Annotated in this window: 11 protein-coding genes; 5 read left to right on the top strand and 6 right to left on the bottom strand. The window is 33.4% G+C overall.

The window, feature by feature from the left end; translation table 11 throughout:
- Positions 1 to 2 precede the first annotated feature (2 nt).
- The 4 genes from CLV91_RS06420 to CLV91_RS06405 are packed head-to-tail and all read left to right on the top strand — an operon-like array spanning position 3 to position 3,162.
- The gene (locus CLV91_RS06420; RefSeq protein WP_121065110.1) at positions 3 to 713 is read left to right on the top strand and encodes a chromophore lyase CpcT/CpeT; all 711 of its coding nucleotides are present in this window, start codon (positions 3 to 5) and stop codon (positions 711 to 713) included.
- An 11-nt stretch (positions 714 to 724) separates the two neighbouring features.
- Positions 725 to 1,480, top strand: coding sequence for a hypothetical protein (locus CLV91_RS06415; RefSeq protein ID WP_121065108.1), 756 nt, complete (start codon positions 725 to 727; stop codon positions 1,478 to 1,480).
- 7 nt (positions 1,481 to 1,487) lie between these two features.
- Positions 1,488 to 2,495, top strand: coding sequence for a zinc-binding dehydrogenase (locus tag CLV91_RS06410; protein ID WP_121065106.1), 1,008 nt, complete (start codon positions 1,488 to 1,490; stop codon positions 2,493 to 2,495).
- A 19-nt stretch (positions 2,496 to 2,514) separates the two neighbouring features.
- Complete coding sequence (locus tag CLV91_RS06405) at positions 2,515 to 3,162, top strand: NAD(P)H-dependent oxidoreductase (RefSeq protein WP_121065104.1); 648 nt, start codon at positions 2,515 to 2,517, stop codon at positions 3,160 to 3,162.
- Positions 3,163 to 3,182: 20 nt separating this feature from the next.
- Here the strand turns inward: CLV91_RS06405 and CLV91_RS06400 are convergent, their stop codons facing one another.
- From CLV91_RS06400 to CLV91_RS06375, 6 genes are all read right to left on the bottom strand, one after another.
- A complete protein-coding gene (locus CLV91_RS06400) occupies positions 3,183 to 3,905 on the bottom strand; it encodes a DUF3108 domain-containing protein (RefSeq protein WP_121065102.1) in 723 nt (240 codons plus the stop codon).
- A gap of 7 nt (positions 3,906 to 3,912) precedes the next feature.
- Complete coding sequence (locus tag CLV91_RS06395; RefSeq protein ID WP_121065100.1) at positions 3,913 to 4,575, bottom strand: hypothetical protein; 663 nt, start codon at positions 4,573 to 4,575, stop codon at positions 3,913 to 3,915.
- A gap of 19 nt (positions 4,576 to 4,594) precedes the next feature.
- Positions 4,595 to 5,869 (bottom strand): dihydrolipoamide acetyltransferase family protein, encoded by a 1,275-nt coding sequence (locus CLV91_RS06390; protein ID WP_121065097.1) that lies wholly within the window; start codon positions 5,867 to 5,869, stop codon positions 4,595 to 4,597.
- A 20-nt stretch (positions 5,870 to 5,889) separates the two neighbouring features.
- Positions 5,890 to 8,559: a pyruvate dehydrogenase (acetyl-transferring), homodimeric type gene (aceE, locus tag CLV91_RS06385; RefSeq protein ID WP_121065095.1), complete on the bottom strand. Its 2,670-nt coding sequence runs from the start codon at positions 8,557 to 8,559 to the stop codon at positions 5,890 to 5,892.
- 347 nt (positions 8,560 to 8,906) lie between these two features.
- On the bottom strand, positions 8,907 to 9,935 hold the full coding sequence (locus tag CLV91_RS06380) for a VOC family protein (RefSeq protein ID WP_121065093.1): 1,029 nt from the start codon (positions 9,933 to 9,935) through the stop codon (positions 8,907 to 8,909).
- Between the two features lie 66 nt (positions 9,936 to 10,001).
- On the bottom strand, positions 10,002 to 10,868 hold the full coding sequence (locus tag CLV91_RS06375; protein WP_121065091.1) for a DUF1838 family protein: 867 nt from the start codon (positions 10,866 to 10,868) through the stop codon (positions 10,002 to 10,004).
- Positions 10,869 to 11,327: 459 nt separating this feature from the next.
- On the opposite strand from CLV91_RS06375, the gene CLV91_RS06370 reads away from it, so the two are divergent.
- Positions 11,328 to 13,982 carry a TonB-dependent receptor gene (locus tag CLV91_RS06370; RefSeq protein WP_121065089.1) on the top strand — a complete coding sequence of 885 codons (2,655 nt, stop codon included), beginning with the start codon at positions 11,328 to 11,330 and terminating at the stop codon, positions 13,980 to 13,982.
- Positions 13,983 to 14,014: the final 32 nt, after the last annotated feature.

Here is a 14,014-nt window from a genome sequence, read left to right as displayed (position 1 = left end):
ATATGAAAAAATATAAAACAATTTTCTTTTTACTTCTTGTAAGTACTCTAATTAGTGCTTCAAAAACAAAAAATAGTAATACTAACTCTTCCAAAAAAAGTGGTTATAACAACTTACAACAGGACTTAGATACCTTATTAGCATGGTTTCCTGGAGAGTATGACAATCATCAACAAGTCTATAAAGAGGCTGTCACTAAAATAGATGCCGAAAAAAAACATAGACAAACACATCATATATTCCATGAAGTAGAACTTCCTTTTATTCCCGGAAGAACACTTTACGCACAACAATCTCAACATTATGATTTAAATGATTTATACCGTCAAAGAATATATGCTTTTGAGATTGTTGAAAAAGAACAAGCTATTAGACTAAGAATTTACACCCCTAAAGAGCCTAAGAAACTCAAAAACGGCCATCTAAATTCCGAAGTGTTTGAAGATTTAACAGAAGAGGATTTTTTTCTTAAACCAGGATGTGATGTTTTTTGGAAAAAAGAGGACTCTTTTTTTAAAGGGTATTTAAAGAAAAATGAATGTAATTATTACTCAGATAGATTTGGAAAACAAGTATACCTAAATGAAACCTTAATCTTAAGAAAAGACGCTTTATTATTAGAAGATACTGCTACAGATAGTGATGGAAACCCTGTTTTTGGCGTACATGATAAAGGCCCAACAATTAACCTTAAAGAACAACCTTGTAAATAAAACTACAATTTATGAAAAAATTACTCTTACTAATTTCTTTGGCTATAGCATTTTTATCTAGTTGTAAAGAAAAAAAAGAAACTAAAACTATAGAACCGCTAACTGCAACGCAAATAATGCAAAAAGCACATAAAAAAGCAGGCGGTACATTTTGGCAAAAACCTAAAAGTTTAACTCTAAAAGGATATGGAATTTTCTATTATGAAGGAAAACCTGTAACTCATGAAACTCATAATATGTGGCGTAAATTTGCAGAAACAAAAAATGCTGCACATAAAGCAAACGGAAAAGTACGCATAGAATCTTTTAGAGATAGCACCCCAGTTTTTATGGTTAGCTATGATGGCGAAAACACATATGACCTTAACGGAAAACAAGAAAAATCTGCAGCAGATAGCCGTTGGGCATCTAATTTTGGGTATGGAGCAATACGCCATGCTCTAGACAAAGGCTACTCCTTAAAAATTATGCCAGATGATACTGTAAAAACAAAGCCAGCATATACTATACAAGTTACAGACCCAAATAAAGGAGAAACTTTCTTTGGTATTGATAAGGAAGATTTTAAAATAGTAAAAGTAGCTTTTAACACCCCTCGTGGATGGCATCATAGGGAGTACTCCGAATTCTTTAGTAAAGATGAGTATTCCTGGCTACAAGCAGGAAGAGTAGAACTTTTTTATGATAAAAAAATAGCTAATGAAGTTATTTGGAAAGACTTTGAAGTAAACGAAAACTTGCCAGACAGTCTATTTATTCTAAAATAACTTACTTATGGTTCTAAACAAACAACTTGTATTACAACAATTTTCAGAATCTATTCATGAGGCTAGTACTATAATAGAATCTCCCATTCCCAAATTAAAAGGCTCCGAGGTTTTAATTAAGAACACTTTTATTGGTATTAATGCTATTTATGACAGGGAACTTTATAAAGGAAAAGTGCCTTATATAAATGTTCAATTTCCGTACGTGTTTGGTGTAGAGTCTGTTGGGATAGTTTCTGATATTGGTACAGCTGTAAAAAATATAAAAATAGGAGATGCAATTTCCACAGTAAAAGTTGGTACTGCTTACCAGGAATATCAAGTTGTATTAGAAAAAGATGCTATTAAAATTCCAGAAGCTTCACCAGAATATTTAACTATGAATCCTACTGGGGTTTCGGGGTATTTAGCTTTAAAAAACACCGCAGAATTAAAAGAAGGAGAAACTATAGTAGTCTCTGCAGCTTCTGGTGGTTTAGGACATATTGTTGTTCAACTTGCTAAACAAAAAAACTGTCATGTAGTTGCTATTTGTGGTAATAATAAAAAAGTAGAATTATTAAAAAGCCTTAATTCTTGCGATAGAATTATTAACTATAAAAAAGAAACTATTTCGGAAGTACTTAAAAAAGAATATGCCAATAAAATTGATGTTGGTTTTGACTCTGTTGGTAGTTATATGTTCGATGCTTTTTTAGAAAACTTAGCTCCTTTAGGCCGTTTAGTAGTTAGTGGTTTAGCTACAGAGTTAACTGCTCCTGAGTTTGAACAAATTACCGGACCAAGAGTATACGAAAGCATCTATTGGAAAGGAGCTTCGGTTCGTTGTTTTATGAATCATTTGTACAAAGAACAACACCCAGAAGCACGTAATTATTTATTTAATTTATACCAACAGAAAAAAATTAAAATAAAAGTTGACCCCACTGTCTTTAATGGAATTGAATCTATTATAGATGCGTCTAAATACCTACTAGAAGGTAAAAGTTGCGGTAAAGTTGTTGTTTCTCTTTAGCTAAAATAAAATAACCCTTATGAATATTCTAATAATTCACGCTCACGAAAACCCCGATTCCTTTTGTTCCGCTCTAGCAAATACAGCTACATCTACTTTTGAAAGAGAAGGGCATACCGTGACTATTTCAGATTTATATAAAAAAGATTTTAACCCTATTGGCGGTAAACACGATTTTAAAAAGACTTCCGATGCTTCCTATTACAAATATGCTTCGGAGCAAATACATGCACATCAAAATAATTTATTTTCAGATGAAATAAGAGAAGAAATGGAACTCTTGATTAAGGCCGATGTTCTTATTTTTAACTTTCCTCTATGGTGGTTTGGTATGCCCGCTATTTTAAAAGGTTGGGTAGACCGTGTTTTAGCATATGGTTTTGCTTATGGAGGAGAATATGGATTTTACAAGGAAGGTCGCTTTAAAAATAAAAAAGCATTGCTTAGTATAACAACTGGAAGCCCTGCTGATTTTTATTCCAAAAATGGTGCACATAAAAGAACTATTACTGATATTCTAAAAAACATACATCAAGGAATTTTTAATCTAATTGGTTTTGATGTACTTCCAGATTTTGTTGCATATGGTGCTTCTAGGATTAGTGATGAAGACCGAAAAAAAATATTAGAAGATTATGCTTCTTACATCAAAAAACAGCTTTTATAATTTTCATTAAAAAGAATAAATTAATTAAAATATTCCACACTCTCTAGTTCATAATGTGTTTGCATATACCCTGCCGCATTTGCTTTTAAAAAAAGATAATCCTCATCTGCAGTAACCCAAACATGGTAAGGAGGATGCTCCTCTAAAAGACTCCCTGCAGTATCTCCCACAGCAAAATGACGCGCTTTAAAAGTACCAGCCGCAATAGTAATTTCTTCCTCTCCAATATATTCAATACTCATCTTAGTCATCTTAAAAAGCAATGGCCCAGTAGCCCCTCTATGGTCTGGAGATGTTAGCATAAAATCTTTTAACACCTGTTTGCCTGGTCCTTTAGATATATCATAAGCTTTCATTAAAATACCGTCGCCAACAATAGGATGTGCTTGTAACCAACGCACAGGCGTAGTAACTTCTATTTTTTGAGAAATACGGCCATCACTACGGTTAATCATTTCGCACTCTGCATAAGAAGGTGTAATACGAAACCATCCTGAGCCTTCAAATTGATTCCCTACAGATAAACGAACACTACAATCTAAAGGCGTACCGTCTTTTTCCATTGCCAAAACAACATCGCGTACAACATTAGGAGCGTCATCTATTTCGCAATGTGCTTGCATAACTACTTTTGCATCACTCTGTGTTGTAATAGTAAAAAACTCTCGTCCCCTCTCTTTGTCTAATCTTTCTGGTTTTTTACTGGTGTATCTAATATAGCCTCTTATGGTTTTATGTTTCATGTTTGTCTTATATTAAGTGTACTCCAAAAGCAGCATTAAGTAATAAACCAATCCAAATACCATAAACGTAAGGTAAGCATTTATCCATTCTGGTTTTCATAATAGCATTAGATTCCTCTATATTTTTTCCTTGCATTAGATTCACAAATGCAGGTGTAAATATGCCTAACTGGTATCTTATGCCTAAACCAAAAAGTATTAATGCGCAGACAATTAATAGTTTATACGATATCCAGGGCGCTATAATATATGTTGGAACAAATAAGGAATATATGGCAAAAACAGATACTCCAAATACAATGATAGGACGTATCCAAAAATCTATTTCTTTTAGATTCTTTTTTTGCTCTTCATCTTTTCCAAAATGGACTTTTAAAACTAAAAACAGCCAAAGTAACGCTCCTCCCCATAGTAATCCAAGTCCAAGGTTACTAACTTTTACAACTCCCATTATACTCGCCATATGAATACCTGTTGGCATTATTAAAGGCATAGCCATACGGGGACCCAAATCACACCCTAATAAAATTTGTAATGCAGTTGCTCGTTGCGGAGCACTAAGCTTTGGGTTTATTACAAACTTGCTAGAATAATAAGTTCCCATATCTGTCCCTAACCAAAATACAAATAGTAGAATATGAAAATACTTTAAAATTAAAAATAGGGTCATTTTACTCTTTTTTAAATTACTATAAACTCAATAAAAACCAATCTTCTAAAAGCTCTTTAATATGCTTTATAAAACGTGCAGCGTCTGCTCCATTAATTATTCTATGGTCAAAACCAATAGTAATTGGCATTAGTAGTCTTGGTTTAAACTCTCCATCTACCCATACCGGTTCCGTTGCACTAGCGGCAACTCCTAAAATTGCAACTTGCGGAAAAGCTACTAAAGGAAAAATAGCAGTAGTTCCAATGCCTCCAAGATTAGAAATAGTAAACGTAATACCTTCTAAATCTTCTTTAGAAACTTTCTTTTGTTTTACCTTGGTAGAAACCTCTGTTAATTCCATAGCTATTTGGCTAATACTTTTAGTATTTGGGCTTTTTAACCCTGGCACCAAAAGTCCTCTATCTGTGTCTACGGCTACGCCAACATTTATATACTCTTTATAGATTATTTCATTAGCATTGGCATCATAACTACAATTAAAAATAGGATAACTTTCTAATGCTTTGGCAACCACCTTTACCAAAATACTAGTAATTGTTAATGCTCCTCCTTTTTCTTTTATAGCAATTTTATGCTGTTGACGTTTAGCTTCTAAATTAGTAATATCTACTTTTTCTTGTAACCAAGCATGTGGAATAACAGACCAAGATCCACTCATGTTTTTACTTGTAGCTTGCGATATTCCTGAGAGAGGTTTTTTAGAAATACTACCCCATTTACTAAAGTCTGGTAAATCTGGGGTGTTCATAGTTCCTACTCCTTTTGTTCTACCTTCATTTAATTGCTTAGCAAAATCTTTTACATCTTGTAATGAAATCCTTTTTGTTTCTCTGGTTAATGGAACATCAGCCAAATTAATGCCAATTTCTTTTGCCATTTTTCTTGCTAAGGGAGATGCTCTAAAACCTTTTTTAAGCTGCGTCTCCACCTCTATTTTAGGTAATGCAACAACTGGTGCTGCAACCGAAACAGCTGGCTCTTGTATTGCTGGCTCCTCTTTTGCTTTGGTTTCTTCCTCTTTATCTACTTTCTTTTCTTCTTTAGTTTCGGAAGTATCGCCTCCTGCCAACTTTAAAAAAGGTGTTCCTTCTCCTATTTCATCACCTATAGCAACTAAAACAGAAGTTATTACACCCCCTTGTTCTGCGGGTACTTCTACAACTACTTTATCTGTTTCAACCTCTATTAAAGATTGCTCTGCCTCTATGGTATCCCCTTCTTTTACTAAAATAGAAATTATAGTTCCTTTTTCTATGCCTTCTCCTAAGGATGGTAATTTAAATTCAATCATCTGTCTAGAATTTTACTTTATTACAATGCAGGGTTAATTTTAGCACTGTCAATATTTTGTGCTTTAATAAAATCTTTAACTTCTTTTGCTGTAACCTCTCCTTCTTTTCTTAGTAATTGAAGTGCTGCTAAAGCAATGTACTTAGGACTAATTTCAAAATAGTCTCTTAAATCGGTTCTAGATTCGCTTAAACCATAACCATCTGTCCCTAAAACATGGTATGCCTCTGGCATCCATTTAGAGATACCCATACCCCAAGATTTCATATAATCAGATACGGAAACAAAAACACCAGTTTCCTTTTCTAATATTGTCTCTATATAGGATTTAGGCTTCTTTTCTGCTGTAGATAATAACGCTTCTCTTTCTGCATTTAAAGCTTCTCGTTGCAGCTCTGTATAACTTGTAACACTCCAAATGTCTGTAGAAATATCCATGCTCTCTAATAGCTCTTTTGCTTCTAAAACCTGACTCATTATAGAACCACTACCCATTAAATGTGCTTTTCTTTTAGATTTTTTTGTTGATTTTTGATAGCGATACATTCCTTTAATTACACCTTCTTCTACACCTTTAGGCATAACTGGCATAGTGTAATTCTCGTTAGTTACCGTGATATAGTAAAAGATTTTTTCTTGCATCTCATACATTCTATAAATACCATCTTTAATTATAATCGCCAATTCATAAGCAAAAGAAGGATCGTAACTTTTCATATTTGGAACTACACTAGAAAGCATATGTGAATGTCCATCTTGGTGTTGTACTCCTTCACCATTAAGAGTTGTTCTTCCTGAAGTTCCTCCAATTAAAAAACCTTTACAAAGCATATCTCCACATGCCCAAATCATATCTCCCACACGCTGAAAACCAAAAATGGAATAGAAAACGTAAAAAGGAATCATTGGCAAGCCATGCATCGCATAAGCAGAACCTGCTGCCATAAAAGAAGCTATTGCACCAGCTTCACAAATACCCTCTTGTAGTATTTGACCATCTACACTTTCTCTATAATACGAAACACTACCAGCATCTACTGGTTTGTATAATTGCCCTTTAGGCTGATAAATTCCTGCATAACGGAAAAGGCCATCTAAACCAAAAGTTCTTGCCTCATCCGGAATAATAGGAACTATATATTCTTTAATACCATCATGACGAATTAGTTTTGTGATTAACCTTACCAAAACCATAGTGGTAGAAACCTCTCTATCTCCTGTACCTTCATAAAACTCGCCAAACAAATCGTCTCCGGGAGTTTTTATTGTAATACTTTCATCTTTACGCTCTGGTAAATACCCTCCTAAAGCTTCTCTTTTTTCTTTAAGGTATTTAATCTCTGGACTATCTGGAGATGGTATATAAAATTTAGCTTTTGCAGCATCTTCTTTACTCATTGGAATACCAAATCTTGCAGCTGCGTCTATACGTTCATCTGCCGTCATGCTTTTTTTCTGGTGCGTCGTATTTTTTCCTTCACCAGAATCTCCCATGCCATACCCCTTTAAGGTTTTCATAAGTATTACACTAGGCTTTCCATTTGGTTTTGCTGCTTTATCAAATGCTGCAAATATTTTTTTATAATCATGCCCTCCACGTCTAATAGTTCTTATTTCTTCATCAGATAAAGATTGCATTAATTGTTCTAACTCTGGGTTATCTTTTATCCAATGCTTACGAACTTCATCTCCTGGCAACACAGAGTACATTTGGTAATCGCCATCTAAGGCTTCATTCATTCTATCTACCAAAATACCTTTATGATCTCTTTCTATTAAAGAATCCCACTCGCTTCCCCAAATTACCTTAGTAACATTCCAACCTGCTCCTAAGAAGCTTCTTTCCAATTCTTGAATAACTTTTCCATTACCACGAACAGGGCCATCTAAGCGCTGTAAATTACAATTTACTACAAGCACCAAATTATCTAGCTGCTCCCTTACGGCAATATTTAAAGTTCCAAGAGTTTCTGGTTCATCCATTTCTCCATCCCCAACAAATGCCCAAATTTTACCTCCTTTTTTCTCTTTTAATCCTCTATTTTCTAAATATTTTTGAAAACGAGCTTGGTATATGGCGCTTACCCCTATAAGTCCCATTGAGGCTGCAGGTATTTCCCAAAAAGATGGCATTCTTCTTGGATGCGGATACGATGGTAAACCACCTTCTGCTTGTAGTTCTCTTCTAAAATTTTTAAGATTATCTTCTGTTAAACGTCCTTCTAGTAATGCTCTTGCATATATTCCAGGTGCGGCGTGCGGCTGAAAAGAGACTAAATCTCCTCCATAATCTTCCGATTTTTTTCTAAAAAAATGATTTAAACCAACCTCGTACATACTAGCTGCCGATGCGTAGGTGGCAATATGCCCTCCTACACCTGCTCCACTATCATACCCCTGTAATACCATTGCCATAGCATTCCAGCGATTAATATTTTCTATTTTAGTTTCTAATACCGTATCTCCAGGGTATGGAGGCTGGTGTTTTACGTTTATAGTATTTATGTACGGAGAGTTAAGAGCTTCCCCAGCCAGTTTTACTCCTTTTTTAATTGCGAATGCTCGTAAACGGCGTATAAGTTTTGCAGCCTGTTCATCTCCTAAATCTTGAATAACTTCATCTAAAGATGCTATCCATTCTTGTAACTCTTGACCCCATTCTAAATCGTTAGCTTTTACTGTTTCATTCATAGCCTTAATATTGAGTATGTTAAATACCGTCTAAAGATAATAAATTTTAATTAATATTATTAACTATTAATTATGTTAACTAAATTTATTTTAAAAAAAATATTTTTAATAAAAGTATTTTTACTTCCCATTTCTACTTATTATCAATATTTTACACCTAAAATATGTGAATATAAAAGCCCTTGTTCATATATAAACAAGGGCTTTTTTACTAAAAATTAATCTTTTATCTTATCTAAATCATGAAAATCGTAATCTGCAAAGGTTGTTAAACTAGAATCATCAGTTTTAGAAGTACTCCTAACTCTATATTTAAACTTATCTGCACTTTATAATTACATGGCGAATTATATTAAATTCCCAACTAAATTCCATGTCAATCCATCAGGGGAATTAAATGAAATACTGGGTTCTTTAAATTCATTTTCATAGATTTCTGTAACATTAGTAGCTCCACCTTCTATAACCTTTTTTCTATACATTTCAATATCTCTCACTTGATAAGTTAAAAGAGACATTCCAAGGGAACCCGGTCGAGAAAGGTCATGAACATCTTTCATTTCTGAAGAAGTGTACATTCTAACAATTTTTAAACGCCCAGACAAATGACCTTTAACATCTAAAGAAGATCTTGGGTCATCAAAATCATGAATACTATAAACCTCAGAACTGCTAAGACCAAAAGTCTGTTGGTTACCAGATGAACAAGTAGGTTTTCCTCCTAAATTTTGTTCTTTTTGTCTTAACAAACCAAGACATTCATCATAGAATTTTAATGAACTAATGTCATCTGTACGCAATAAGATTCCATGATGTGTAAATTGACTAGATTTTAAAAAAGAATTTTCATCTATATTACCATAAGTCGGTTTTTCATAATTATATCTTTCAAAAATTGCTAATCTGCAATAAGGGTGTAAAGCAATTCCTTCTCTAACGCCAAGTGGTCTATCAAAAAATGGTTTTCCTTTTTCCATTTGATACACCTGTAACCAATGCGGCATAATAAAAGACCATAAATCTCCTTTAGCAATAGCATCTTCTACATGGTTTAAAATATTAAGAACACTTTTTGTTAATAACACACCCCATCTACCACCGTTATAACGGAGATTAGCAGTATAACCTATACCTTTATTTGTTGGTTTATCCCATTGCATTAATCGTATAAAACTATGATCACTATCTAAATGTTGTAATTGAACTGACTTAACTTTTGAGTTAACATTATAAAGTTTTTTTGCGCTTTCTGCAGATAATTCGCCTTGATCTACAATTCGGTAACCAAATTGGTTCCAAAATGCAATTGCCGCTATAAGATCGGGAACCCCTATACATGATTCATAAACTCCTCTAATTTCTTGCTGCTTAATCATGATGTTTTATTTTTCAGTTAAATTGTAAATTAGTTTTTTGCTTTATACATAAAAAAGCAATTAGAATTACCTTCCCCAACCAGCACCAGCTTTACCTTTTTGTAGCGCTCTTATCTCTGCTACATCTTTTGGAGGATTAAGCCATTTAGGTTTAACTTCTTTTGCCCAATTTAAAAGATTTGAAGGAAATTCTTCATGGCTTTCTACCCGCCAAGAATATAGTTGAATAATAGCATGACCATCACCAGCCCATTTTGGTAATTTGCCATAACGCTGCCAACTCATTTGATGTGGCTCCTCTACAGTAGCCTCTGGATGTATAAAAAAATCGTAATTTTCCCATGCTTGATATTGAGTTCCTGAAGGCAAAGGAAAATCTAAAAAAACAGAAGCATTGTACACAAATGTATTTCCCATTTTTCTATAAGGAATACCTTCTTTAGCTTTAATTTGTTGTACTCTTTCTCCTACTCCTTGTTCTACATCACCAAAAATTTTGTTGTTTTCTAATCTATAAGTTATCATTTGGTAAGGATATGCAATTGGCTCTACTTTATTACCATTGTACTCTGTAATAACCTCTCCTGTCTCTGGATCTGTATACGCAAAAGTTTTTCTGGTTAAATGGGTTATTTTACCATTTTCTTCTTCTGGCCAAATTATGGTGGAGCTATCAAAACCAATCATACCAAAAAGTTTTTTTCCAGACGGGTATTCATATACACTACCCTCTGCTATCCAGTGTACTGGTTTTCCTGTTCCAGCTCTAGCATTTACCCATGTTTTAAGAGGTTCTGGAGCATGTTTGTAAGATTTTTTATCTTGAGAAGGATGTAATACTTCTTTTTCCTCTTTCTGGGTTTCTAATTGTTTTTCATCTTTACAACCCATAAAAATAAAAAAGGCAAGGAATAAACTACTAATAAGTCTCATATCTATAATTTAAATTATATTAAGCATACTAAACGCTTGTACTAATTTTTAGTAAGCTCTAAACTACAAAAAAAATTAGTTAACTTAGTTAATAGTTTATTGATTTAATTAAATTTACTTTTAAAAGTATACTGTATAAACTATTTAAAAATAAAAAATTATACCTTAATATATATATGCCTAAATTTTATATGTTATTAGCAACACAATCTGCAGTACATTGATTAATTTTTAAATAAACGCAACAAAAATTACATATTTCTAAAAATTTAACTCAAAAATAACAAAATTCAATTTTTTTTGAAAAAATAGTTAATTTAATTAACAATTAACATTATTAATTATTATATTGGTGAAGAATTTAAAGCCCAATCTGTTAAAAACACATCTATAGAAAAGGCGAGAACTACCAAAAACACTATGTTAAACTAACTAAATTGAACTAATAATTAAACACCTATGAAAACGTACAAAATTTCACATTTGATTTGTTTCCTTAGTTTTTTACTGTGTTCGGCAGGAGCTTTTGCCCAAGGAACAGTAACAGGAAAAGTAACAGACGACAACAATGTTCCAATCTTAGGAGCAACAGTACAGCAACAAGGCACCTCTAATGGTGTAGTAACTGATGACAATGGTATGTATAGCATACAAGCAGCAAACGGAGATGTTTTAATATTCTCCTATATTGGTTTTGGCCGAAAGAAAGTTGAGGTAAGCGGATCAGTAGCTAATGTTCAACTTAAAGAAGATGTAAGTCTTTTAAATGAAGTTGTTGTATCCTCTACTAGGAAACCAGTAAGAAAACTACAAGCTACAACAGCAATTAATACTATTGGTACTCAGGAATTAAATATTTTAAAGCCTGAATCATTTTCTGAAGCAATTCAAAATACACCAGGTATAACCATTGATGAAACCCAAGGTAGAAAAGGTGGATTTAATATTCGCGGTTTTCCGGGGGGATCAAGTTATACTACTACCTTAATTGATGGTTTACCTATTACAGGTACCCAAGCATTAACTGGTGGGACCCAAGAGTTCTTTGGTATTGACCCAAGTGTTCAAACTATTGAAGTAGTACGTGGTGCTGCAGCAACTCTTTTTGGTAGAGCTGCAGCAGCTGGTGCAATAAATATAATATCTAAAGTTGGAGGAACGGAACATAAAGGGTCTTTTTCTTTAACAAAGTATAGCAATAATTCTAGAGAAGGTCACCAATTTGAAGATGAAGTAGATTTTAGAGCAGATTTTAATTTTAATGGGCCTCTTACTGAAAAGATTCGTTATAATATAGGTGGTTATGTTTTAGAAGATTCTGGTGTTAAGGAGCAGTTTGCTAAAGATAGAGGAGCCCAAATTAGAGCTAATTTTGATTGGCTTATTACAGAAACGTCTTCCATTCGTGTATATGGAAGTACTTTTAACAACCAATTTCAAAACATAACAGATGGTCCTTGGGATTTAGAAAACGGCAAAATATTAGAAGGCTGGCACCCAGCTAACACATTTTTTAATGATGCAGGAAACCTTACTACAGTTTTTGGTGAAATTGGGGTAAGAAATGCTTTCTTTGATACTTCTACGGCTACTGATGCTAATGGTGTTGCTCTTAGAGATAATCCAGGACGAAATAAAGAAAAAACAATAGGTACGACTGTTGGAGTAGATTTTAATATTGATTTAGGAAACGGATGGTTCTGGAATGAAAGGTTTAGATATAATGATTTTAAATATCTAGATATAAATGAATTTAACTTCTCTACTTTTTATGACGTAAACACAACAGTAAGTAGATTTAATGGTGCAGCAGATAACCAAAATAGAGATTGGATTACTGAACATAGAATTTCTAAGCAAATTAAAGGAGCTAACGCTGAGCATAATATTAGTGGAGGTGTGTATTATAGCACAGCAGAAAGAGATCGTTTGGGTTTAAATTTCATATATGGAACAAACGTAACCTTTAGAAATCCAAACGTAGCAAGTGCTTTTGGTTTTTCTAATGGATCTTTTAGCGACCCTTCCTTACCACCAACTTCTTATGTTTCTAATACTTCTTCTAATAGACAGGAAACAAGTACAGCCTTTTTTATAGGAGATGAAATGGTATTTAACGAAAAATTAAGTGTTAACGTTTCTTTTCGTTACGATTGGTTAAAAACTAGATTCAACAATGATCCACAAGAAATAAGACTAACAGGTGTTGATTACGATCCTGCTACATTTGAAGAAAACGAATTAAAATTTAATGATTTATCGTATTCTATAGGTGCTAATTATTTATTAGGAGAATCTTCTGCTATTTATGCCAATTATGTTAGAGCGTTTTCATTACCAGGTTCTATTAACTTGACAACTATTTTACCAGATGAAAATGAAATTGTTAATAATCTAGAAATAGGTTATAGAGCAGGTCTAGGTGATTTAACTTTAGATATAACCATGTTCAATACTACTATAGACAATAGAACCGCAACTATTTTCAATGGTGATCTTGGTGAATGGGTAGAAGAACCTGCTGGTTCTAATAAAATCTTTGGTGGAGAACTTTCCGCAGTATATACACCAAAAACGATAAAAGGGCTTTTATTAAGGGGAGCGGTAACACTTTCTAATTCTGAATATAAAAAATTCTTAGTACCATTAAGTTCTAGCACAGATCCTGATAACATATATGGGCTTAATCTTGTTACTACCGAAAATGGCTTACAAGCCTTTGATATTGGTGGATTAAAGGCGCAAAATAGACCTTCTACCATTTATAATTTAAATATTGGATATGGTACAGATAGATGGGGTGCAGATTTTGGAGGTGTAACATACTCAGGAGCTTATGCAGATGTATTAAATCTTGTTGAACTTCCTACAATGTCTGAATACAATCTTGGTGCGTATTATACATTCCCATTAGGCACAGATGAATTAAAAATTAGCATGCGTATTAAGAACCTTTTCGATGGCGCTAATGCAAGACAACTTGTAGTTGGCGGACAGGATGGAGATGCTAGTTTAAGAGAGTTGCAAGCTAATCCAGATGGTATAGGAAGAATATCTTCTGCAGTATTCCAAAACCCAAAAAGGGTATTATTTACCTTAGGGTATACATTCTAAAATTATTTTTTTGAGTTAATTAGTGCTAAAGA

The organism is Maribacter vaceletii, assembly GCF_003634105.1.
In the GTDB taxonomy this organism is placed as follows: Bacteria; Bacteroidota; Bacteroidia; order Flavobacteriales; family Flavobacteriaceae; genus Maribacter_B; species Maribacter_B vaceletii.
This window is presented reverse-complemented; position numbering and strand designations above follow the sequence as displayed.

What these genes read in the sequence shown, in the direction of transcription:
- CLV91_RS06420 (WP_121065110.1), top strand. Translation starts at nt 3, where the DNA reads ATGAAAAAATATAAAACAATTTTCTTTTTACTTCTTGTAAGTACTCTA.
- CLV91_RS06415 (WP_121065108.1), top strand. Translation starts at nt 725, where the DNA reads ATGAAAAAATTACTCTTACTAATTTCTTTGGCTATAGCATTTTTATCT.
- CLV91_RS06410 (WP_121065106.1), top strand. Translation starts at nt 1,488, where the DNA reads ATGGTTCTAAACAAACAACTTGTATTACAACAATTTTCAGAATCTATT.
- CLV91_RS06405 (WP_121065104.1), top strand. Translation starts at nt 2,515, where the DNA reads ATGAATATTCTAATAATTCACGCTCACGAAAACCCCGATTCCTTTTGT.
- CLV91_RS06400 (WP_121065102.1), bottom strand. Translation starts at nt 3,905, where the DNA reads ATGAAACATAAAACCATAAGAGGCTATATTAGATACACCAGTAAAAAA.
- CLV91_RS06395 (WP_121065100.1), bottom strand. Translation starts at nt 4,575, where the DNA reads ATGACCCTATTTTTAATTTTAAAGTATTTTCATATTCTACTATTTGTA.
- CLV91_RS06390 (WP_121065097.1), bottom strand. Translation starts at nt 5,869, where the DNA reads ATGATTGAATTTAAATTACCATCCTTAGGAGAAGGCATAGAAAAAGGA.
- aceE (WP_121065095.1), bottom strand. Translation starts at nt 8,559, where the DNA reads ATGAATGAAACAGTAAAAGCTAACGATTTAGAATGGGGTCAAGAGTTA.
- CLV91_RS06380 (WP_121065093.1), bottom strand. Translation starts at nt 9,935, where the DNA reads ATGATTAAGCAGCAAGAAATTAGAGGAGTTTATGAATCATGTATAGGG.
- CLV91_RS06375 (WP_121065091.1), bottom strand. Translation starts at nt 10,868, where the DNA reads ATGAGACTTATTAGTAGTTTATTCCTTGCCTTTTTTATTTTTATGGGT.
- CLV91_RS06370 (WP_121065089.1), top strand. Translation starts at nt 11,328, where the DNA reads ATGAAAACGTACAAAATTTCACATTTGATTTGTTTCCTTAGTTTTTTA.